The organism is Amycolatopsis thermoflava N1165, from assembly GCF_000473265.1.
GTDB classification, from domain to species: Bacteria; Actinomycetota; Actinomycetes; order Mycobacteriales; family Pseudonocardiaceae; genus Amycolatopsis_E; species Amycolatopsis_E thermoflava.
In genome coordinates, this window is the sequence record NZ_KI421511.1 from 7,957,024 (window position 1) to 7,977,030 (window position 20,007).

The 20,007-nt window shown below is 70.2% G+C and carries 22 protein-coding genes and 1 pseudogene; 11 read left to right on the forward strand and 12 right to left on the reverse strand.

Translation table 11 applies throughout. From position 1 onward, the window contains the following. Positions 1-177 precede the first annotated feature (177 nt). Both eda and edd read right to left on the reverse strand, forming a co-directional pair. Positions 178-801: a bifunctional 4-hydroxy-2-oxoglutarate aldolase/2-dehydro-3-deoxy-phosphogluconate aldolase gene (eda, locus tag AMYTH_RS0139605; RefSeq protein WP_027934877.1), complete on the reverse strand. Its 624-nt coding sequence runs from the start codon at positions 799-801 to the stop codon at positions 178-180. 8 nt (positions 802-809) lie between these two features. After that, a complete protein-coding gene (edd, locus tag AMYTH_RS0139610; RefSeq protein ID WP_027934878.1) occupies positions 810-2,678 on the reverse strand; it encodes a phosphogluconate dehydratase in 1,869 nt (622 codons plus the stop codon). Between the two features lie 235 nt (positions 2,679-2,913). Here edd and AMYTH_RS0139615 point away from each other — a divergent pair, with 235 nt between their 5' ends. The 4 genes from AMYTH_RS0139615 to AMYTH_RS0139630 are packed head-to-tail and all read left to right on the forward strand — an operon-like array spanning position 2,914 to position 6,702. After that, a complete protein-coding gene (locus AMYTH_RS0139615; protein ID WP_017983947.1) occupies positions 2,914-3,204 on the forward strand; it encodes a hypothetical protein in 291 nt (96 codons plus the stop codon). Then, positions 3,201-4,007 carry a hypothetical protein gene (locus AMYTH_RS0139620; RefSeq protein WP_017983946.1) on the forward strand — a complete coding sequence of 269 codons (807 nt, stop codon included), beginning with the start codon at positions 3,201-3,203 and terminating at the stop codon, positions 4,005-4,007. Before AMYTH_RS0139615 ends, AMYTH_RS0139620 begins: the two co-directional genes overlap by 4 nt. A 29-nt stretch (positions 4,008-4,036) precedes the next feature. Continuing rightward, positions 4,037-5,950 carry a fumarate reductase/succinate dehydrogenase flavoprotein subunit gene (locus tag AMYTH_RS0139625; protein ID WP_027934879.1) on the forward strand — a complete coding sequence of 638 codons (1,914 nt, stop codon included), beginning with the start codon at positions 4,037-4,039 and terminating at the stop codon, positions 5,948-5,950. Continuing rightward, positions 5,947-6,702, forward strand: coding sequence for a succinate dehydrogenase/fumarate reductase iron-sulfur subunit (locus tag AMYTH_RS0139630; RefSeq protein WP_027934880.1), 756 nt, complete (start codon positions 5,947-5,949; stop codon positions 6,700-6,702). The genes AMYTH_RS0139625 and AMYTH_RS0139630 overlap by 4 nt, the downstream gene beginning before the upstream one ends. Here the strand turns inward: AMYTH_RS0139630 and AMYTH_RS50695 are convergent, their stop codons facing one another. Continuing rightward, the gene (locus AMYTH_RS50695; RefSeq protein WP_027934881.1) at positions 6,703-7,158 is read right to left on the reverse strand and encodes a response regulator; all 456 of its coding nucleotides are present in this window, start codon (positions 7,156-7,158) and stop codon (positions 6,703-6,705) included. Between the two features lie 593 nt (positions 7,159-7,751). Then, positions 7,752-7,796, reverse strand: a pseudogene (locus tag AMYTH_RS51265) (hypothetical protein); the annotation flags it as partial. Between the two features lie 41 nt (positions 7,797-7,837). Between AMYTH_RS51265 and AMYTH_RS50705 the strand changes: the two are divergent. Further along, a complete protein-coding gene (locus tag AMYTH_RS50705; RefSeq protein WP_027934882.1) occupies positions 7,838-8,035 on the forward strand; it encodes a hypothetical protein in 198 nt (65 codons plus the stop codon). Between the two features lie 30 nt (positions 8,036-8,065). Here AMYTH_RS50705 and AMYTH_RS51010 read toward each other — a convergent pair whose 3' ends face one another. Beyond that, entirely contained in the window at positions 8,066-8,188 is a 123-nt protein-coding gene (locus tag AMYTH_RS51010) for a hypothetical protein (RefSeq protein WP_267283918.1), read from the reverse strand. A gap of 16 nt (positions 8,189-8,204) precedes the next feature. Beyond that, entirely contained in the window at positions 8,205-9,368 is a 1,164-nt protein-coding gene (locus AMYTH_RS0139655) for an ROK family transcriptional regulator (RefSeq protein ID WP_027934883.1), read from the reverse strand. Between the two features lie 78 nt (positions 9,369-9,446). On the opposite strand from AMYTH_RS0139655, the gene AMYTH_RS0139660 reads away from it, so the two are divergent. From AMYTH_RS0139660 to ggh, 5 genes are read left to right on the forward strand one after another with little or no spacing between them, the layout of a single operon-like run. Continuing rightward, on the forward strand, positions 9,447-10,766 hold the full coding sequence (locus AMYTH_RS0139660; protein ID WP_027934884.1) for an ABC transporter substrate-binding protein: 1,320 nt from the start codon (positions 9,447-9,449) through the stop codon (positions 10,764-10,766). Between the two features lies 1 nt (position 10,767). Beyond that, on the forward strand, positions 10,768-11,661 hold the full coding sequence (locus AMYTH_RS0139665; RefSeq protein WP_027934885.1) for a carbohydrate ABC transporter permease: 894 nt from the start codon (positions 10,768-10,770) through the stop codon (positions 11,659-11,661). Next, positions 11,658-12,506, forward strand: coding sequence for a carbohydrate ABC transporter permease (locus AMYTH_RS0139670; protein WP_027934886.1), 849 nt, complete (start codon positions 11,658-11,660; stop codon positions 12,504-12,506). Before AMYTH_RS0139665 ends, AMYTH_RS0139670 begins: the two co-directional genes overlap by 4 nt. A 9-nt stretch (positions 12,507-12,515) precedes the next feature. Then, on the forward strand, positions 12,516-13,613 hold the full coding sequence (locus AMYTH_RS0139675; RefSeq protein WP_027934887.1) for an ABC transporter ATP-binding protein: 1,098 nt from the start codon (positions 12,516-12,518) through the stop codon (positions 13,611-13,613). Then, positions 13,614-15,005, forward strand: a complete 1,392-nt coding sequence (ggh, locus tag AMYTH_RS0139680; RefSeq protein WP_027934888.1) for a glucosylglycerate hydrolase — start codon at positions 13,614-13,616, stop codon at positions 15,003-15,005. It begins immediately after the preceding gene. A gap of 5 nt (positions 15,006-15,010) precedes the next feature. On the opposite strand, the gene AMYTH_RS0139685 is transcribed toward ggh, so the two are convergent. The 6 genes from AMYTH_RS0139685 to AMYTH_RS0139710 form a co-directional block, all read right to left on the reverse strand. After that, positions 15,011-15,502 carry a hypothetical protein gene (locus tag AMYTH_RS0139685; protein WP_027934889.1) on the reverse strand — a complete coding sequence of 164 codons (492 nt, stop codon included), beginning with the start codon at positions 15,500-15,502 and terminating at the stop codon, positions 15,011-15,013. Continuing rightward, a complete protein-coding gene (locus AMYTH_RS0139690) occupies positions 15,481-16,104 on the reverse strand; it encodes a hypothetical protein (protein WP_027934890.1) in 624 nt (207 codons plus the stop codon). The genes AMYTH_RS0139685 and AMYTH_RS0139690 overlap by 22 nt, the downstream gene beginning before the upstream one ends. Before the next feature lie 116 nt (positions 16,105-16,220). Next, the gene (locus AMYTH_RS0139695) at positions 16,221-17,081 is read right to left on the reverse strand and encodes an amino acid ABC transporter permease (protein ID WP_027934891.1); all 861 of its coding nucleotides are present in this window, start codon (positions 17,079-17,081) and stop codon (positions 16,221-16,223) included. Next, positions 17,078-17,725, reverse strand: coding sequence for an amino acid ABC transporter permease (locus tag AMYTH_RS0139700; protein ID WP_027934892.1), 648 nt, complete (start codon positions 17,723-17,725; stop codon positions 17,078-17,080). Before AMYTH_RS0139700 ends, AMYTH_RS0139695 begins: the two co-directional genes overlap by 4 nt. An 86-nt stretch (positions 17,726-17,811) precedes the next feature. After that, complete coding sequence (locus AMYTH_RS0139705; protein ID WP_027934893.1) at positions 17,812-18,723, reverse strand: glutamate ABC transporter substrate-binding protein; 912 nt, start codon at positions 18,721-18,723, stop codon at positions 17,812-17,814. 57 nt (positions 18,724-18,780) lie between these two features. Further along, positions 18,781-19,509, reverse strand: coding sequence for an amino acid ABC transporter ATP-binding protein (locus tag AMYTH_RS0139710; protein ID WP_208722417.1), 729 nt, complete (start codon positions 19,507-19,509; stop codon positions 18,781-18,783). A 257-nt stretch (positions 19,510-19,766) separates the two neighbouring features. Here AMYTH_RS0139710 and AMYTH_RS0139715 point away from each other — a divergent pair, with 257 nt between their 5' ends. Further along, positions 19,767-20,003: a hypothetical protein gene (locus tag AMYTH_RS0139715; RefSeq protein WP_027934895.1), complete on the forward strand. Its 237-nt coding sequence runs from the start codon at positions 19,767-19,769 to the stop codon at positions 20,001-20,003. Positions 20,004-20,007 lie beyond the last annotated feature (4 nt).

Consider the following 20,007-nt stretch of genomic DNA (forward strand, 5'->3'; position numbering starts at 1 on the left):
CTAGTACCCGGGCGAGGCGATCCTCAATCAGGAGGCTGGGCGCTGGTGCATCTTCGGGACCGCCGATGCCACCGGCGGCCTGTTCATCAGCAGCGAAGTGTGCCGCGAGGGCGCGGTAACGCCGCTGAATTCGCAACCGCCGTCCGCGGACTTCACGGGCGGCGGTTGCGAAACCGTTCAGCGCAGCGCCGCGGCCTCGCGCGCCAGCTGCTCGATCCGCCCGAAATCGCCAGCCGCGACAGCGTCCTTCGGGGTCAGCCAGGTGCCGCCGACACAGCCCACTGTGGACAGTGCGAAGTAGGACGGCGCGTTCTGCACCGTGACACCACCCGTGGGGCAGAACCGCAGCTGCGGCAACGGCCCACCGAGCGCCTTCAGGTACGCCACCCCGCCGCTGGCCTCCGCCGGGAAGAACTTCAGCGCCGTGATGCCGTGTTCAGCGACGCGCATCGCCTCCGAGACCGTGCTCACGCCGGGCAGGAACGGCAACCCCGTCCCGGACACGGCCTCCAGCAGCCGGTCCGTGCAGCCCGGCGTCACCAGGAACGCCGAACCCGCGTCCGCCGCCTGGCGAGCCTGCTCCGGCGTCACCACGGTGCCCGCGCCGACCACGATTTCCGGCACCTCGGCCGCCACCCGCTCGATCGCGGCCGGCCCGGCCGGTGTGCGCAGCGTCAGCTCGATCGCGCGGATCCCGCCCGCGACCAACGCCTTCGCGAGCGGCACCGCGTCCGCGGCGTCGTCCACCACGACCACCGGCAGCACCGGCGACAGCTCGAGCACGTCATGCCCTGTCTTCACGTCACTCCTCACACTCGCGCTGGGGCGCCGAAGTGCCCCGGGGTCATCGGCCCGAACACGCCGGCGCCCTGATCGGCCGGCCCGACTGCGCGGCGCAGCGCGGTGAACAACTCCCGGCCGGTGCCGACCCAGGATGCCTCGTCCGGCGGCGCGTCCCGCAACGGCCGGGCCGCCAGTGTGACCTCGTCGACCAGCACGTCCAGCCGCCCGGCGACCGCGTCGACCACCACCTCGTCACCATCGGCGACCCGCGCCAGCGGACCACCCGCCGCGGCCTCGGGGGTCACCTGGATCGCGGCCGGGATCTTGCCCGACGCGCCGGACATCCGGCCGTCCGTGACCAGTGCGACCCGGTGCCCGCGGTCCATCAGCACGCCCAGCGCGGGCGTCAGGCCGTGCAGCTCCGGCATGCCGTTCGCCTGCGGCCCCTGGTTGCGGATGACCACGACTACGTCCCGGTCCAGCTCACCGGCGCGGAACGCCTCGGTGAAGCCCTCCTGCGACGTGAAGACCCGCGCGGGCGCCCGCACCACACGGTGCTCCGGCGCGACCGCCGACACCTTCATCACCGCGCGCCCAAGGCTGCCGGACAGCATCCGCAGCCCGCCGTCGGCCGCGAACGGGTTGTCCACCGGTCGCAGCACGTCCTCGTCCAGGCTGCGCGCCGGCACCTCGCGCCAGGTCAGCGAGCCGCCGTCCAGCACCGGCTCGGACCGGTACCGCGACAGCCCGTCCCCGGCCACCGTGCGGACGTCCTCGTGCAGCAGCCCGGCGTCGAGCAGCGAGCCGACCAGGACCTGCACCCCGCCCGCGGCGTGGAAGTGGTTGATGTCCGCGCTGCCGTTCGGGTAGACGCTGGCCAGCAGCGGCACCACCGACGACAGGTCGGCGAAGTCGTCCCAGGTCAGCTCGATCCCGGCCGCCGCGGCGATCGCGACCAGGTGCATCGTGTGGTTGGTCGACCCGCCGGTGGCCAGCAGCGACACCACGCCGTTGACCACCGAGCGTTCGCTGATCACCTCGGCCAGCGGCGTGTACTCGGCGTCCCGCGACAACGCGACCACCCGCCGCGCGGCCTCTTCGGTCAGCGCGCGGCGCAGCGGCGTGCCCGGGTGCACGAAGCTCGCGCCGGGCAGGTGCAGGCCCATGACCTCGACGACCAGCTGGTTGGAGTTCGCGGTGCCGTAGAACGTGCAGGTGCCCGCCGAGTGGTAGGACGCGGACTCGGCCGCCAGCAGCTCCTCCCGGGTCGCGCGGCCCTCGGCGTAGAGCTGCCGCACGCGGGCCTTCTCCTTGTTCGGCAGTCCCGACGTCATCGGCCCGGCAGGCACCAGGATCGACGGCAGGTGCCCGAAGGCCAGCGCGCCGATCAGCAGGCCGGGCACGATCTTGTCGCACACGCCGAGCAGCAGCGCGCCGTCGAACATCTCGTGCGACAGGGCGATCCCGGTGGCCATCGCGATGACCTCGCGGCTGAACAGGGACAGCTCCATCCCGGCGCGGCCCTGGGTGATGCCGTCGCACATGGCGGGCACGCCGCCGGCGAACTGGGCGACGCCGCCCGCCTCGCGCGCGGCGTCCTTGATCCACGCCGGGAACTCGTCCAGCGGCTGGTGCGCGGAGAGCAGGTCGTTGTAGGCGGACACGATCGCGATGCCGGGCTTGCGCAGCCCGCGGAGGGCGATGCGGTCTTCGCCGCAGCACGCGGCGAAGCCGTGGGCGAGGTTGCTGCACGCGAGGCCGGCCCTGGCGGGCCCCTCGGCGCGGGCGGCGGCCATGCGCGCCAGGTAGGCGCTGCGGGTGGCGGCACTGCGCGCGGCGATGCGCTCGGTGACTTCCTCGACGACGGGGTGGACGGGTGTTCGGGCTTTTCGCACGGGAGAACCACCTGGAACTCGTCGGCTGGTCCGGCTGACGACTTCGCTGGCGTCGCACGGTCGTGACAGTGGACACAGTAGCGGCCGGATCGGCCGGATCAAAATCGATTAAGAAGATCGTTTCAGGTGACCCCGATCACAACATCAACCTAGGGTGTGCTACTTGTCACATTGCACGCCGAGCGGCAGAGTCGGTACCAGCCCCGGCTCGCCGCCGAACTGACCGGAGGTAGTCATGACCACCACCGAACTCGCCGAACTCCGCCGCACGATAGGGCAGCTCAAGCAGTGCGTCGGCGCCCTGCGATCACGCTACGGTGACGCCTCCGCGGTCCGCCGCCTCGCCAACGACGTCGACCGTCTGGACATCGACGCGAGCGACCTGGAGCAGCCCAGCGTCCCGGTCCAGCCCAAGCCGCTGGACCCCTCGGCCGTAGTGAAGATCCCGGACGGCCCGTACGACCCGGCCCTGTGGCAGGGGGCCGACGACGAAGGGGTCGGCGGATACCACCGTGACCAGCGGTGAGCGCGCCCGCTACCAACGCCGCTAGCGGGCGCGCCCGGATCACCGCACGGACCCTGCGCACCGACCGGTGGTGGGTCCCGCCGCTGTTCACCACGCTCGGCCTGGCCACGTTCGTCATCTACGCGGGCATCCGCTCGTTCGTCCGCACCGCCTACTACGTGCCCGAGTACCACTACCTGACGCCGTTCTACTCGCCGTGCCTGAGCGACTCGTGCGTGCCCGGGTCGGCCCACTTCGGCACGCCGTTCGGGGAGCTGCCGGGCTGGATCCCGCTGGCGTTCCTGTCGCTGCCGTTCCTGCTCGGCTTCCGGCTGACCTGCTACTACTACCGCAAGGCCTACTACCGGTCGGTGTGGTTCTCGCCGCCCGCGTGCGCGGTCGCCGAACCGCACGGCAAGTACACGGGGGAGACCCGGCTGCCGCTGATCCTGCAGAACGCCCACCGCTACTTCTTCTACGTGGCGGTGCTGATCTCGGTGATCAACACCTACGACGCGATCGTCGCGTTCCACGGAAAGACCGGCGGGTTCGGCTTCGGGCTGGGCAACCTGGTGCTGCTCGGCAACGTGGTCATGCTCTGGGCCTACACCCTGTCCTGCCACTCGTGCCGTCACGTGATCGGCGGGCGGCTGAAACACTTCTCCCGCCACCCGGTGCGGTACCGGCTCTGGACCCAGGTCACCAAGCTCAACAACCGGCACATGCTGCTGGCCTGGATCACCCTGGGGACGCTCGTCGTCACGGACCTCTACGTGATGCTCGTGGCGAGCGGCGCCATCCCCGATCTGCGTTTCGTGGACTGACAAGGACCTCAAGGACTAGGTGGCAGGCAATGGCGGAAGTCGAGCGGCACAGCTATGACGTGGTGGTGATCGGCGCGGGCGGCGCCGGTCTGCGAGCGGTGATCGAGGCGCGGCAGCGTGGGCTGTCGGTGGCGGTGGTGTGCAAGTCGCTGTTCGGCAAGGCGCACACGGTCATGGCCGAGGGCGGGTGCGCCGCCGCGATGGGCAACGCGAACGAGCGCGACAGCTGGCAGGTGCACTTCCGGGACACCATGCGCGGCGGCAAGTTCCTCAACAACTGGCGCATGGCGGAGCTGCACGCGAAGGAGGCGCCGGACCGGGTCTGGGAGCTGGAGACCTACGGCGCGTTGTTCGACCGCACCGCGGACGGTCGGATCAGCCAGCGCAACTTCGGCGGGCACACCTACCCGCGGCTGGCGCACGTCGGCGACCGCACCGGGCTGGAACTGATCCGCACCATGCAGCAGAAGATCGTCTCGCTGCAGCAGGAGGACCTGCGCGAGTTCGGCGACTACGAGGCGAAGCTGAAGGTCTTCGCCGAGTGCACGATCACCGAACTGCTCAAGGACGGCGACCGTATCGCGGGCGCGTTCGGGTACTGGCGCGAGAGCGGCCGGTTCATCCTGTTCGAGACGCCGGCCGTGGTGCTCGCCACCGGCGGCATCGGGAAGTCGTTCAAGGTCACCTCGAACTCGTGGGAGTACACCGGCGACGGGCACGCGCTCGCGCTGCGCGCCGGGGCGGACCTGATCAACATGGAGTTCGTCCAGTTCCACCCGACGGGCATGGTGTGGCCGCCGAGCGTGAAGGGCATCCTGGTCACCGAGGGCGTGCGCGGTGACGGCGGCGTGCTGAAGAACTCCGAGGGCAAGCGGTTCATGTTCGACTACGTGCCGGACGTGTTCAAGGGCCAGTACGCCGACTCCGAGGAGGAGGCCGACCGCTGGTACACCGACCAGGAGAACAACCGCCGCACGCCGGACCTGCTGCCACGCGACGAGGTGGCGCGGGCGATCAACTCGGAGGTCAAGGCCGGCCGCGGTTCGCCGCACGGCGGGGTGTTCCTGGACATCGCCAGCCGCCTGACGCCGGAGGAGATCCGCAGGCGCCTGCCGTCGATGTACCACCAGTTCAAGGAACTGGCCGATGTGGACATCACGGCCGAGCCGATGGAGGTCGGCCCGACCTGCCACTACGTGATGGGCGGCATCGAGGTCGACCCGGACACCGCGGCGTCGAGCGTGCGCGGCCTGTTCGCCGCCGGGGAGTGCTCCGGCGGGATGCACGGGTCGAACCGGCTGGGCGGCAACTCGCTGTCGGACCTGCTGGTGTTCGGCCGCCGGGCCGGGCTGGGCGCGGCGTCCTATGTGGAGTCCCTGGAGACCCGCCCCGCCGTCGCGCAGTCCGATGTCGACAAGGCGGCCCGGACCGCGCTGGTGCCGTTCGACCCGCCGGCCGAGGGCGTCGAGGAGAACCCGTACACGCTGCACAACGAGCTGCAGCAGTCGATGAACGACCTGGTCGGGATCATCCGCAAGGCCGAGGAGATCGAGCAGGCGCTGGCCAAGCTCGACGAGATCAAGAAGCGGATCCGCAACGTCACCGTCGAGGGGCACCGGCAGTTCAATCCGGGCTGGCACCTCGCCGTCGACCTGCGCAACATGCTGCTGGTCAGCGAGTGCGTCGCGCGGGCCGCGCTGATGCGCACCGAAAGCCGCGGCGGCCACACACGCGACGACTACCCGCGGATGGATTCCCACTGGCGCAACAAACTTCTGGTGTGCAGCGCGTCCGGGGACGATCCGCTGGCGCTGGAAGTCACGGTGACGCCGAAGGACCAGGAGCCGATGCGGCCCGAGCTGCTGGAGCTGTTCGAGCTCAGCGAGCTGGAGAAGTACTACACGGACGAAGAACTGACCGGTCATCCCGGGAGGCAGTCGTGAGCTACAAGGCTTCGTTCCGGGTCTGGCGCGGCGACGCGGACGGCGGCGGGCTGCAGGACTTCACCGTCGAGGTCAACGAGGGCGAGGTCGTCCTCGACATCATCCACCGGCTGCAGGCCACGCAGTGCTCGGACCTCGCGGTGCGGTGGAACTGCAAGGCGGGCAAGTGCGGGTCGTGCTCGGCGGAGATCAACGGCCGCCCGCGGCTGCTGTGCATGACGCGGATGTCGGTGTTCGCCGAGGACGAGGTCGTCACCGTGACGCCGATGCGGACGTTCCCGGTGATCCGCGACCTCGTCACCGACGTGTCGTACAACTACACGAAGGCGCGCGAGATCCCCGCGTTCACCCCGCCGGCCGGCCTGAAACCGGGCGACTACCGGATGAAGCAGGTCGACGTGGAGCGCTCGCAGGAGTTCCGCAAGTGCATCGAGTGCTTCCTGTGCCAGAACACCTGCCACGTGATCCGCGACCACGAGGAGAACAAGGAGAACTTCGCCGGGCCGCGGTTCCTGATGCGGATCGCCGAGCTGGAGATGCACCCGCTCGACGTGGCCGACCGCCGGCACGCGGCGCAGGACGAGCACGGGCTCGGGTACTGCAACATCACGAAGTGCTGCACGGAGGTCTGCCCGGAGAACATCCACATCACCGACAACGCGCTGATCCCGATGAAGGAGCGCGTGGTGGACCGCCGCTACGACCCGGTGGTCTGGCTGGGCAGCAAGATCTTCCGGCGGAAGGCGGATTGATCACCCCTCGCCCGCGAGCGCGGACAGCCAGGCGGCCAGCTCGCGCGGCGAGGTGGTGACCCCGCCCGCGCCCACCTCCCTGGCCTTCTCCAGGCGGGACGGCGTCACCTGCCCGCAGTAGAAGAACGCGGGCCCGGCGTAGTTCCCGTGCTCACGCAGGTGGCGCAGGTCGGTGAACCCGGCCTGCGGATCGCCGTCCCGGCTGACGTCGGAGATGATCACCGTCGGGTTCAGCAGGGTCAGCGTCGCCATGGCTTCGTCCCGGTTCGTCGCGGTCTCGACGCGGGCGCCTGCCGCGCGGAACAGGTCCGGGAGCGATCCGGTGTCCGCCGGGTTGTCGTCGATCCACAGCACCCGCATGCCGAGCAGCGACCCGGCCGGAGGCGCGCCGTAGGCCCGCGCGCCGGTGTGCAGGGGACGGCGCAGCCACCGGCCGTCGCGCGGCAGGCTGCGCACCAGTTCGACGAACTCCTTGTCCTTGACCAGTTCCGGGAAGCCGACGGGCAGTTCCTGGGTGACGCTGTCCAGGTCGGCGGCGGTGCCCGCCGGCGTGAACGCCGGTGGCCGCGAACAGCCGGTCCCGGGCGGCCGGGTCCAGCTCCGCGCCGCGCCGGACGTGTTCGCGGAAGTCGTGATAGTCCAGGAAGCGGGTGATCAGCGCGGGGCCTTCGAGCGCGACCATGGTGTGGAACTCGGGGTAGAAGTGCCGGAGCAGGACGACCTTGACCAGCGTCGCCGCGTCCAGGTCGTCGCTGCCGCGGCCGAGGTGGTGCTCCAGCACGAAGCTGTTGATCAGCCGCTTGATGCGCCGCGGGTTGCGGCCGGTGCGCTCGATCAGGAGCCTCTTCATGGCGTCGTCGAAGAGGTGCGCCGTGCCGGAACGGCTCACGTAACCGTCCACCAGCTTCCGCGCCAGCGCGTCGCTCGGCGGCGGCACGGGGTAGCTGACCTGGATGATCTTCTCCAGGTACCGCACCGGCGCCGGGGTCGTCGTGGCCGACGGCGCGCCAGAGCACGGCCTGGTCGCAGGCCAGCACGAACACGATCCCCGGCGAGTCCAGGTAGAGCTTGATCGCCTCGCAGACCTCGAAGATCCGCTCGTCCGAGCAGCGGTCTGAGCTTCGACCGCAACGTGGTGCGGCACGTCATCCGCAGCGCGTTGCGGCGCACGCACGTCGTCGGCGGGCTGCGCGCCGCCTCCCTCGTCGTGTCCCATGTCTTCGGGCTCGGCCAGGTGGTGGACGCGGTGTGGCGCGCGCTCAGCGTGGATGCCAAGCACCACGGACTTGATCAGGCCCTCGACGGCGCCCGCGCTCGGCCGTCCAGGCGTTGAACCACACCGTGCTGACCGCCGGGTCCGCGCTCAGCGCGGTGTCGATGACCGTCGACTCGTGTTGCCGCCCTCGCTGACGGGGGAGTCGTTGAGGACCGAGTAGCCCCCGGGCAGCTCGGTGACGGTGAACCCGTCGTCGTCGAAAGCGGTCACCTCTGGTTTATACCGGTCAGCGCAACGCCATCGCGTCGACCGCGGCCGGGTCCAGCACCTCGTCCGCGACGAGCCCGGCCACGCCGGTCAGCGTGGTGTTGACCCCGATCGTGCAGGGCCCGATGTCGAGACTGTCCAGCGAGCTCGTGTGCGCGTTCGACAACACCACCTCGCTCAGCCCCTCCAGGAACGGCGGCAGCACCCCGATCGCCCCGCCCACCCGCAGATAGCGCGGGTTCACGATGGTCACCACGGTCGCCAGCACCGTGCCCACCAGCCGCCCGGCCTCGCGCGTCACCCGGACCGCCTCGGGGTGGCCGGCGCGCACCCGCCGCAGCACGTCCTCCGCGCTGCGCACACCCGTGGGCCGCAGCGTCCGGATCACCGCCTGCCCGCTCGCGATAGCCGAAACACAGCCCCGCCGCCCGCAGTCGCAGCGCAGGTCGGACCCCTCGATGCGGATGTGCCCCACTTCGCCGGCGCACCCGGTCTCGCCGCGGTGCACCCGCCCGGAGATCACCATGCCCGCGCCGATCCCGGTGCCGACCTTCACCCCGACCAGCGCCACCCGCGGCCGGTCCATGTCGCAGTACGCGCCGAACGCCAGGGCGTTCGCGTCGTTCTCCAGGAACACCGGCACCGACAGCGCGTCGGCGAACGTGTCGCGCAACCGCACCCCGAGCCACTCCGACATCGACGGCGGCGCGATCGTCGTGCCGGTGTCGTGGTCGATCTGCCCCGGCACGCTCAGCCCGAACGCGCACAGGCTGTCCGCGCGCCCGGCGTCGGCCAGCAGCTTGCGGCCCGTCTCCAGCAGGAAGGACAGCGTTTCCGCGGGCCGGTGCCCCACCGGCAACGGCCGGTGGACCTGCCCGAACACCGTCCCGCGGAGGTCGACCACGGCGATCGTGGCGTGCCGCTGGCCGATGTCGCCCACGAGCGCGGTGCGACCCACGTCGTCGGCGGTGAGCATCTCGGCGGGCCGTCCACCGCTGGAGGCCCGGTGCCCGACCTGGCGCAGCAGCTTCAACCGCTGCAGCACGTCGAGCCGTTCGACCAGCGTCGGGCGGGACAGACCGGTCCGATCCTGCAGTTGCTGCCGCGTCAGCGGCCCCTCGCTGCGCAGGATCGCGAGGATGTGGCCCGGCGAGGTGGGCGAGCCGGTGCGTGCCGGGGGCATGTTGACAGGGTCTCCCGCGAGGACTTATGTTCAATGACCTGACAGAAGTGTAGACGGCGAAATCTGGGGTGGAACTGAATGCGCGCGGCCCGCCTTACCGGCAGCGGCCCCACCCGTCGTACCGTCCTCCGGGGTCTTTTCCTGGCCGGCGCCGCGTCCACGGCCGCCGGGTGCGTCGGCTTCGCGACCACGGGCGGCGACGGCATGGTCTTCCTGTCCACGCAGTTCCGGCCGGTCGCCGAGGCCGAGCGCTTCCGCTCGTTCCTGGCCGGCGCGGTCCCGGGCTCGGTGAGCTACGTCACGATCGAAGAAGGCCCGTTCGCCAGCCAGGTGCAGAGCCAGGTCGGCGCCGGGCGCACCCAGGTCGGACTGCTCGGCGGCTCGCACAGCGACCTCGCGCCGCTCGCGGGGAAGTACCTCGAAGACGTCTCCGGGGTGCAGGCGGGCCAGGGGATTCCCGAGGAGTTCCGGGCACTGGCCAGGGCGGGCACCCAGCAGTCCTGGTACGTCCCGTGGGCGCAGGCCAGCTTCGTGCTCGCCGCGCACGAGGACGCGCTGGCCCACCTGCCACCGGGCGCCGACCCGGAGACGCTGACCTACGACCAGCTCCTGGACTGGGCCATCGCCGCCCGCCAGGCCAACGGCAACCGGCCGGTGCTGGGCCTGCCGTGCGGGCCGAAAGGCCTGATCCACCGGTTCCTGCAGGGCTACCTGCTGCCCTCGTTCACCGGCGGGCAGATCACCACGTTCCGCTCGCCGGAGGCCGTCACCGCGTGGCAGTACCTCAAGGAGCTGTGGGCCAACACCAGCCCGTCCAGCACCACCTACGACTTCATGCAGGAACCGCTGCAGGCCGGTGCGGTGAAAATCGGCTGGGACCACGTCGCTCGCCTGGTTTCCGCGCCCGGCGACGAGCCGCAGCGGTGGCGGATGCTGCCCGCGCCGCGCGGCCCCCGCGGCCTCGGCTACATGGCCGTGGTGCTCGGCCTCGCGATCCCCAAGGGCAGCACCGACCGCCGCCAGGCCGAGCAGGTGATCCAGGCCCTGTCGACCCCGCAGGCGCAGGTCGGCCTGCTGCGGTCGAACGGGTTCTTCCCGGTGGTCGACGCGCAGATCCCCGCGGACCTGCCGCCCGCGCTGCAGATGGAGGCCGGCGCGGTGCAGCGCCAGCGGGACGCGCCGGGCTCCGTCCTGTCCCTGCTGCCGGTCGGCCTCGGCACCCGCGAGGGCGAGGTGACCAAGGCGTTCAAGGACTCGTTCCAGGCGATCGTCCTCGACGGCGCCGATATCCAGTCTACTTTGGACAGTCAGGCGCGGGTGCTGCAGAAGGTGTTCGACGACCTGAAGGTGCCGTGCTGGGCGCCCGACCCGCCGTCCGAGCGTTGCGAGGTGGGCTGACATGACCGTGACCACCGCACCCGCCCCGGTCGAGACCCCGGTGGCGAAGCGCCGCCGCCTGTCCGGCTCGCCGTGGCTGCTGCTCGCGCCGTCGATCGTCTTCATGCTGGCGCTGTTCGGCTGGCCGGTGATCCAGGCGCTGATCTCCGCGTTCACCGACGACTCCGGCTTCACGCTCGCCGCGTGGGACCGGCTCTTCGGCGACCCGTACTTCCTGCGGGCGCTGCGCAACACCCTGCTGCTGATCGTCATCGTGGTGCCGGTCCAGCTCGTGCTTGCCGTCGCGATGGCGCTGCTCGTGCAGGCCCGGCCGAAGTTCCTGTCCGGCCACTTCTACCTGTGGACCATCCCGCTCGCGGTGTCCGAGCTGGCGGCAGGCCTGGTGTGGCTGTCGGTGTTCGACAGCCGCGGCTACCTGAACTCGCTGCTGGTGTCGTGGGGCATCTCGGACACCGGCGTGCAGTGGCTGAACTACACCAACACCGGCACGATGCTGCTGGCCGTGGTGATCGCCGAGATCTGGCGCGCCACGTCGCTGGTGTTCGTCATCGTCGTGGCCGGGATCCAGATGGTGCCCAAGGACTTCGACGAGGCCGCGCAGGTGTTCGGCGCGAGTGCCTGGCAGCGGCTGTGGCACGTGACGCTGCCGCAGCTCAAGCCGAGCCTGCAGGTCGCGCTGATCCTGCGTACGATCCTGGCGCTGCAGGCGTTCGCGGTCGCGCAGGCCCTCACCGGCCGGGACTTCCCGTTGCTGGTCGGGGAGACCTACCAGTGGTACGTGAACCTGCAGAACCCGGCGGTCGCCAGCGCCGCGGCGCTCGTCGTGCTGGCGCTGTCCCTGGCGACGGCGTTGTTCTACCTGCGCATGATGCGGCAGCAGGAGGCGGCCAAGTGACCACGACCCTGCCTCCGATCGACCGGGCGCCGCTGCGGCGCCGCCGTCGCCGCGCCGCCGCTGTCCAGGTCGCGTGCATCCTGATCAGCCTGTTCATGCTCGTGCCGATGGTCCTGATCGGCCTGGCCGCGGTGTCCTCGCCGCAGGCGTTGCTGGAGTTCCCGAAACCGCTGATCCCGAGCGGGTTCTCCGGGGACACGCTGCTGGCGTTCATCCAGGCGACCGGCACGATCCCGGCGCTGGGCAACTCGCTGCTGGTCGGCGTCTACACGGTCGTGCTGTCGCTGCTGGTCGGCGCGCCCGCCGGGTACGCGCTGGCGCGGCAGGTGTTCCGCGGCAAGGACGCCTACCAGGTGTTCATGCTGCTGGCCCGCGCGCTGCCGATCGTCGTGCTGTCCGTGCCGCTGGCGACGATGTTCCTGAACACCGGCGTCTACGACACGGTGTTCTCGGTGACGCTGCTGCACACCACGCTCGCGATGCCGACGACCGTGCTGATCAGCGCGAGCATCTTCGTCTCGGTGCCCACCGACGTGGAGGAAGCGGCGCAGGTGTTCGGCTGCAGCCGGTTCGAGGCGGCGCGCCGGGTCGTGTTCCCGATGGCGCTGCCGGGGCTGGCGGCGTCCTCGATCTTCACGTTCGTGTTGTCCTGGAACGAGATTCTCGGCGCCGCCGTGATCACGCTCGGGCACCGGACACTGCCCGCCCAGGTGCTGGCCTCGCTCGGGGAGGCGCCGCAGGCCTACCGGTTCGCCGGCGGCTTCGCGCTGATCCTGCCCGCGCTGGTGTTCATCTTCGTGATGCGCCGGTACCTGGTGAACATGTGGGGGACCACGCTGCGATGAGGGAGCGCAATGGCTGAGGTCGTCCTGCACGAGCTCGTGAAGACCTACCCGGGCGGCACCGCCCGCGCCACCGACGAGGTGTCGCTGGAGGTGGCCGACGGCGAGTTCATGGTCCTGCTCGGCCCGTCCGGCTGCGGCAAGACCACGCTGCTGCGGATGGTCGCCGGGTTGGAGACCCCGGACGCCGGGTTGGAGACCCCGGACGCCGGGCAGATCGTCATCGGCGGCCGCGACGTCACCTACCTGGAACCGCGGCGGCGCAACCTGTCCATGGTGTTCCAGTCCTACGCGGTGTTCCCGAACAAGAAGGTCGCCGACAACATCGGCTTCGGCCTTCGGGTGCACGGTGTGCCCGCGGACGAGGTGCGCAAGAAGGTCGAGTGGGCCGCGGAGCTGCTGCAGCTCACGCCCTACCTGGACCGGTACCCGGCGAAGCTGTCCGGCGGCCAGCGGCAGCGCGTCGCGGTGGCGCGGGCGATCGTGATGGACGCCGACGTGCTGCTCATGGACGAGCCGCTGTCCAACCTGGACGCCCTGCTGCGGCTGTCCTTCCGCGCGGAGCTGAAGAAGCTGGTCAACGAGATCGGCGTGACCACCCTGTACGTGACGCACGACCAGGTCGAGGCGCTGTCGCTGGGCGACCGGGTCGCCGTCATGCGTGACGGGCGCATCGCCCAGTGCGGTGACCCGGTCGCCGTCTACACCGAGCCCGCGGACGAGTTCGTCGGGGGCTTCCTCGGCAGCCCGCCGATGAACTTCCTCACCGGCACCGTCAGCGAGGACGGCTCGCGGATCGACTTCGGCGGCCAGACGCTGCCGGTCCCGAGCGCGCTGAAGACGTTCGGCGGCAAGGAGTTGCGGCTCGGCATCCGGCCGGAATCGATCGCGGTGGCGCCCGGCGCGGACGGCCTGCGCTGCGAGGTGCAGGTGTACGAGCCACTGGGCTCCTCGACTCTGCTCACCACGGAGCTGTGCGGGCAGGTGCTGAAAGTGCAGGCCGCGGCGGGGTTCCGGGCCGACCCCGGCCAGACCCTGCGGCTGAGCCTGCCACCGGAGCAGTGCCGGTGGTACGACCCCGAAACCCAGCTCCTGTTGGAGGCGAAGTAGATGACTGTCGACGTCACGAGTCCCTGCGAAGGAGCCGCCGGCGGCAGAAGACCGGTCCGCTACGCCAGGCCGACCCTGGCCGCGCGGGCCGCCCGGGTGCTGAGGGACAACGACACCGGTGCCGTGATCACCGCGGCGCCGCGACTCTACCCGCACATGTGGAGCTGGGACGCGGCGTTCATCTCGATCGGGCTGGCCCGGCTGGACCTGCCGCGCGCGGTCGCCGAGCTGGAGACCCTGTTCAAGGCGCAGTGGCGCAACGGGATGGTGCCGCACATCGTCTTCACCGACGACGACGCGTACTTCCCCGGCCCGGACCGCTGGGGCACCGACACGGCGGTCGACGGGCCGCGCGACGTGCGCACCTCGGGCATCTGCCAGCCCCCGGTGCACGCGATCGCGGTGCAGCGGATGCTGGAGATCGCCCGCACGTCCTCGCCGGAGGAGCGCGCCGACGCCGAGCGGTTCGCCCGCTCGATCTGGCCCGCGCTGTACTCCTGGCACCGCTGGCTCGTCGAGTACCGCACCCCTGGGTCGAGCGGGCTGATCGCGATCGTGCACGGCTGGGAGTCCGGGATGGACAACTCGCCGCGCTGGGACGTGCCCTACGCGGCCGTCAACCCGGGCGACGAGCTGCCGCCGTACGTGCGCAAGGACGTGCGCGTCATCGGCGACCCGAGCGAGCGGCCGACCGACAAGGAGTACGACCGCTACCTGTGGCTCATCGAGGAGATGCGCCGCGCGGGGTACGACCAGAAGGAGATCGTGCGCCGCTCCAGCTTCCTGGTCGGCGACGTGTTCATCACCGCGTTGTTCGCGGTGTCCTGCGACGTGCTGATCGAGCTCGGCACGGAGTTCGGCCAGGACGAGGACAAGCTCGCTGACCTGGCATTGTGGGCGTCGCGGGCGCGGGACGCGGTGGCGGCGAGCTGCCACTCGGTGTCCGGTATGGCCCGCGACCGGGACCTGCGCGCCAACCGGTGGCTCGACACGCAGACGATCGCCGGGTTCGCGCCGCTGCTGTGCGGCGGCGCGCCGGACGAGGTCCAGTTGCGGCTGCTGTCGCTGCTGGACAGCGACCGCTGGTGCGGCCACCCCGACCTGCTGGCGCCGGTGCCGCCGTCGGTGTCGCCGATGCGACCCGGCTTCAACCCGCGCCAGTACTGGCGCGGTCCACAGTGGCCGGTGGTGAACTGGCTGTTCGGGTGGGCGTTCGAGCGCCGCGGCTGGCACGAGCGGGCGCGCAAGCTGCGGGAGGCCGGACTGCGGCTGACCGACGACGGCGCGTTCGGCGAGTACTACGAGCCCTTCACCGGTGAACCGCTGGGCAGCACCGACCAGAGCTGGACCGCGGCCGTGGTACTGGACTGGCTCTGCGCCGACGCCGACTGAGGCGGTCACCACCAGGCCGACGCCTGGCGACCGCCGAGGACGAGGCCGCCGTCCCGCACCTCGAAGGACGCGCCGTCGGTCAGGTTGTCCGGCAGCGCGGAGCCGTGCAGGCGCTCCAGCCGGACCGGCATCGGTTTCGACCAGATGTGCTCGCCGCCGTCGACGCGGAAGCCCAGGGTGATCTCGTACGTGGCCGACCTGACGGAGGCGAGCGCGACGTGGAAGCGCTCCACACCGCCGGGTTCGATCGCCCTGGACAACGCGTAGTCCCGCCGCTGTCCGGGCTCCGCGTCGAGCACCACCGCGTGCACCGTGGACGGGGGTACCGCGTTGTAGCTGACCTCGTGGAACTCGTAGGAGAACCCGTGGTCGCCGACCCAGAGCACCTCTGGTGAGACCGGTTCGTCGATGGCGCAGCGCACGTCGGTGCGGGTGATCTCATGGGAGTTCCCGTCCTCGGCTTCGTAGCTCCCCGTCACGGTGATGCCGACCGGCACCGACGCCGTCTCCGGGAGAGCGCCGACGTAGCGGAGGTGCCACTGCTGGCGTGGGCTGTCACCGCGGGGCAGGTTCTCGAAGTACTCGCCGACGTGCCAGCGCTCGTGGTGGGAGAGGAACGTCCGGAAGTCCGCCGCCCCTTGACGAGCACCGAGAAGGAATCGAGGAACGCCGTCGCGTTCCCGCGGTTGACGAACTTGCAGTCGATCGCGCCGACCTCGAACTTCTGCTCGAGCACCTCGTACCGGTTGCCGGTGGCCGGGTTCGCGGCCGGACTGGACAGTTCCGGGTCGAGCGAGGTGCCCACCAGGGACACCACCGCCTGCTTGGGCCGGGTGCGGCGCGGGAGCAGCGCGGTGAGCACGAATCCCGCGAACCCGAACACCACGGCCACGACGGCCAGCCAGAACACCTTCGACACGATCGAATCGACCAGCGTGAACGTATCGTTGCCCTGCAGCGGGGACAATACGCTGAGGTTGAGCACCTGCTGGTAGAGCAGGTAGAGGATCACCACGGCCAGGCCGGCGAGCGTGAGCGGCGTCTTCAGCTGGCCGATGATCTTGGCGAACGTTTCGAGGTGGTTCCCATGTGGCGTCATTTCCCGGCCAGGACCAGCGGATGATCCATGTTATCCGCGGGCGCGGCGCCGACTGATACCGAACGAAAAGAGGGGCGTGACGGCAGCCGTCACGCCCCTCTCTTTCGTCGTGTGGATCAGGCCACGCCCACGACGTCCTCGGTCGTCGGCGGGCGCTCGACCTCCACGTGTTTCTTGCTGCGCCGCTGGCGGCGTTCGATGTAGTTCGCCAGCGCGGTGAGCAGCAGGCACAGCGCGATGTACATCGCCGCGACCACCAGCGTGGACGGCACGATCGGGCGGCCGAACGTGCCCTGCGAGCCGATGTAGCGGGCATAGTACAGCAGCTCGGGGTAGGTGACCAGGAACCCGAGCGCGGTGTCCTTGAGCAGCACCACGAGCTGGCTGATGATGGTCGGCAGCATCGACCGGACCGCCTGCGGGATCAGGACGAGCGTCATCACCTGCGTCTTGCGCATGCCCAGCGCGTACGCCGCCTCGCTCTGGCCCTTCGGCAGCGCCAGGATGCCGGCGCGGAACACCTCCGCCAGCACCGACCCGTTGTACAGGGTCAGGCCAAGCACCACGGCGGCGAACGGCGGCAGGGAGATGCCCAGCGCGGGTGCGCCGTAGTAGAAGAGGAACATCAGGATCAGCAGCGGGATGGCGCGGAAGAACTCCACGATTCCGGTGGAGACGCCGCGGACCCAGGCGTGGTCGGACAGGCGGCCTGCGGCGAAGATCGCGCCGAACACCAGGGCCAGCACGGCGCCGAGGGCGAATGCCTGCAGGGTGGCGAGCAGGGCGTCGAGCAGGTCGCGCTGGACCTGGGCGTACTGCAGCCACTCCCAGCGGCGGGCGGAGAACTGGCCGCTGTCGATGAACCGCCAGATGATGTAGGCGATCACCGCGGCGACGATGAGGGTGCCCAGGACGGCGAGCACGCGGTAGCGGGCGCGGGCCTTGGGACCGGGGATGTCGAACAGGACGTTGCTCATCGCGCCACGCTCCAGCGCTTCTCGAGGGTCCGCTGGATGAAGGACAGGACCGCGACCAGGATGATGAACCCGAGGGCGACCCACAGCAGGCCGACCAGCTGGTTGTCACCGCGCTCGGACAGGTACTGGCGGATCGCACCGGCCTCGGCGACGGAGAACCCGGCGGCGATGGTGGTGTTCTTCAGCAGCGCGATGAGCATGCTCATCAGCGGCGGCACCACCGAGCGGATGGCCTGGGGCAGCACGATCTGGCCGAGGATCTGGGTGAAGGTCAGCCCGAGCGCGCGGGCGGCTTCGGCCTGGCCGACGGGGACGGTGTTGATGCCCGAGCGGACGACCTCGCAGATGAACGCCGAGGTGTACAGGGTCAGCGACACGACCGCGGCGGTGAAGTAGCTCAGGTCGACGATGTCGAGCAGCGGGTAGGCGAACACCAGGAACACGAACACCAGCGTCAGCGGGGTGTTGCGGATCAGTGTCACGTAGGTGGCGCCGACGGCGCGGAACACCGGGACCGGGCTCACCCGAAGGCCGGCCAGGAAGGTGCCGAAGATCAGGCTAGCCACGCCGGATATCAGGAACAGCTTGATCGTGGTCCAGAAGAACGGACCGTAGAGGTCCAAGTTGTCGAGCAGGACGTCCATCGGGCCTTCCCCGCCGCGGTTCGATGAGTGGGTGGAAACGGGTGTGGCCGGTGAGCACGCTCGCGCTCACCGGCCACAGAGGAGTGTCAGTAGCGCTGGATCGCCGGAGGCGTCGCGGCCGAGCCGGACTTGCCGAGGGTGGCGTCGTAGATCTTCTGCCAGGTGCCGTCGTCGATGGCGGCCTGCAGCAGGTCGTCCACCTTGCCGCGCAGCGCGGCGTCGTCACGGGGCAGGCCGATGCCGTACGGCTCCTGCGAGAACGTCTTGCCGACGACCTTCAGGTTGTCCGGGTCCTGGGCGGCGAAGCCCTTGAGGATGGCGTCGTCGGTGGTGACGGCGTCCACCTCCTTGGTGATCAGCTTCTCCACGCACTGCGAGTACTTCTGGAACTCGACGATGTTCCCGGCCTCGGTCAGCTGCTGGTCGCGCACGCGCTGGATCGGGGTCGACCCGGTCACCGAGCAGACCTTCTTGCCCTTCAGCGTCTCCGGGCCGGTGATCGAGGTGTCGTCCTTGCGCACCAGCAGGTCCTGCCCGGCCATGAAGTACGGGCCGGCGAAGGACACCTGGGTCTTGCGCTTGTCGGTGATGGTGTAGGTGCCGACGTAGTAGTCGACGTTGCCGTTGGTGATCGCGGCTTCACGCGCGGCCGAGTCGACCGTGGTGAAGGTGATCTTGCTCTCGTCGAAGCCGAGGCCCGCGGCGACCATCTTGGCGATCTCGATGTCGAAACCCTGGAACTTGCCGGTCGTCGGGTCCTTCAGGCCCAGGCCCGGCTGGTCGTCCTTCACGCCGATGGTCAGCTTGCCTGCGCCCTTGATCTTGGCGAAGGTCGGCGAGCCGGCCACGTCCACGTTCTGGGCCACCGTGTAGGTGGGCAGCGCGGCGGCGTCGGTTCCGGTGTCCCCGGTGCCGCCGGAGGGGGTCCCCTCCTTGCCGCAAGCGGTCAGCGTCAGGGCGCCGACCAGCAGGCCCGCTGCCAGGGTGCGGATCTTCATCTGGATTCCTGTTCTCCCGGGATCGGGCGGCGCCTGCCGGGCGCCGCGGGAACTCAACTAGTGCGTCAGGATCTTGCCGAGGAAGTCCTTGGCGCGGTCCGACTTCGGCTTGGTGAAGAACTCGTCCGGCGACGCGTCCTCGACGATCTCCCCGTCGGACATGAACACCACGCGGTTCGCCGCGCGACGGGCGAAGCCCATCTCGTGCGTGACCACGAGCATCGTCATGCCTTCCTTCGCCAGCCCGGTCATCGTGTCCAGGACCTCCTGGACCATCTCCGGGTCCAGCGCCGAGGTGGGCTCGTCGAACAGCATCACCTTCGGCCTCATCGCCAGCGCCCGCGCGATCGCCGCACGCTGCTGCTGACCGCCCGACAGCTGAGCCGGGTACTTCTGCGCCTGGTTCGCGATGCCCACCCGGTCCAGCAGCTGCATCGCGGTCTTGCGCGCCTCGTCCTGCCCGACCTTGCGGACCTTCACCGGCGCGAGCATCACGTTCTCGACGATGGTCTTGTGCGCGAACAGGTTGAACGACTGGAACACCATGCCGACCTCGGCGCGCAGCGCGGCCAGCGCCTTGCCCTCCGCGGGCAGCGGCTGCCCGTCCACCTCGATCTCGCCGGAGTTGATCGGCTCCAGCCGGTTGATCGCGCGGCACAGCGTCGACTTGCCGGACCCGGACGGGCCGAGCACCACGACGACCTGGCCCTTGGGCACCTCGAGGTTGATGTCCTTGAGCACGTGCAGGTCACCGAAGAACTTGTTCACGCCCGCAGCCCTGATCATCGCTGGTGCTGACGTAGCTGTGCTCATCTGCCCTCCATAGCCAGGCTCACTCGGCGATCTAACACCGTGACGCGCCCCCGCGCCCGTAAATCGAATCAAACGCAACCTAGGTGTCATCCGTTCTGCCCGTTTTCGACGGACGGTGACCCCGGGTGCGGGTAACTGTAGTCAGGCGAGCGGTGCAGCTCGGACGGGGTCGCTTCGCTCGAACGGGGCACACCGCTGCGCTCGGCGTCGTCACGTTCGATACTCGGTTCGTGACCGCACGCAACCTCCGCAAGCTGGCCGCCGCGCTCGTGCTCGGCGCGGGGCTGTGCACGCTCGCCGCCCCCGCTGCCCACGCCGACGGCGTCAGCCTGAAAGCCGGCCCGTACCCGACGCAGGCGGACTGCCAGTCGCAGCTGTCGTCCTGGCCGGGACACATCTGCACGTCCATCCCGGACCTGCTGCCCGGCCCCATCCCCGAAGGCTGGTACGTCGCGCTGCGAACCTGACGCG

Excerpts from the sequence above, each read along its gene's own strand:
- AMYTH_RS0139615 (WP_017983947.1), top strand. The coding sequence starts at position 2,914 with ATGACCACCACCGAACTCGCCGAACTCCGCCGCACGATAGGGCAGCTC.
- AMYTH_RS0139625 (WP_027934879.1), top strand. The coding sequence starts at position 4,037 with ATGGCGGAAGTCGAGCGGCACAGCTATGACGTGGTGGTGATCGGCGCG.
- AMYTH_RS0139655 (WP_027934883.1), bottom strand. The coding sequence starts at position 9,368 with ATGCCCCCGGCACGCACCGGCTCGCCCACCTCGCCGGGCCACATCCTC.
- AMYTH_RS0139660 (WP_027934884.1), top strand. The coding sequence starts at position 9,447 with ATGCGCGCGGCCCGCCTTACCGGCAGCGGCCCCACCCGTCGTACCGTC.
- AMYTH_RS0139665 (WP_027934885.1), top strand. The coding sequence starts at position 10,768 with ATGACCGTGACCACCGCACCCGCCCCGGTCGAGACCCCGGTGGCGAAG.
- AMYTH_RS0139675 (WP_027934887.1), top strand. The coding sequence starts at position 12,516 with ATGGCTGAGGTCGTCCTGCACGAGCTCGTGAAGACCTACCCGGGCGGC.
- ggh (WP_027934888.1), top strand. The coding sequence starts at position 13,614 with ATGACTGTCGACGTCACGAGTCCCTGCGAAGGAGCCGCCGGCGGCAGA.
- AMYTH_RS0139690 (WP_027934890.1), bottom strand. The coding sequence starts at position 16,104 with ATGACGCCACATGGGAACCACCTCGAAACGTTCGCCAAGATCATCGGC.
- AMYTH_RS0139695 (WP_027934891.1), bottom strand. The coding sequence starts at position 17,081 with ATGAGCAACGTCCTGTTCGACATCCCCGGTCCCAAGGCCCGCGCCCGC.
- AMYTH_RS0139700 (WP_027934892.1), bottom strand. The coding sequence starts at position 17,725 with ATGGACGTCCTGCTCGACAACTTGGACCTCTACGGTCCGTTCTTCTGG.
- AMYTH_RS0139705 (WP_027934893.1), bottom strand. The coding sequence starts at position 18,723 with ATGAAGATCCGCACCCTGGCAGCGGGCCTGCTGGTCGGCGCCCTGACG.
- AMYTH_RS0139710 (WP_208722417.1), bottom strand. The coding sequence starts at position 19,509 with ATGATCAGGGCTGCGGGCGTGAACAAGTTCTTCGGTGACCTGCACGTG.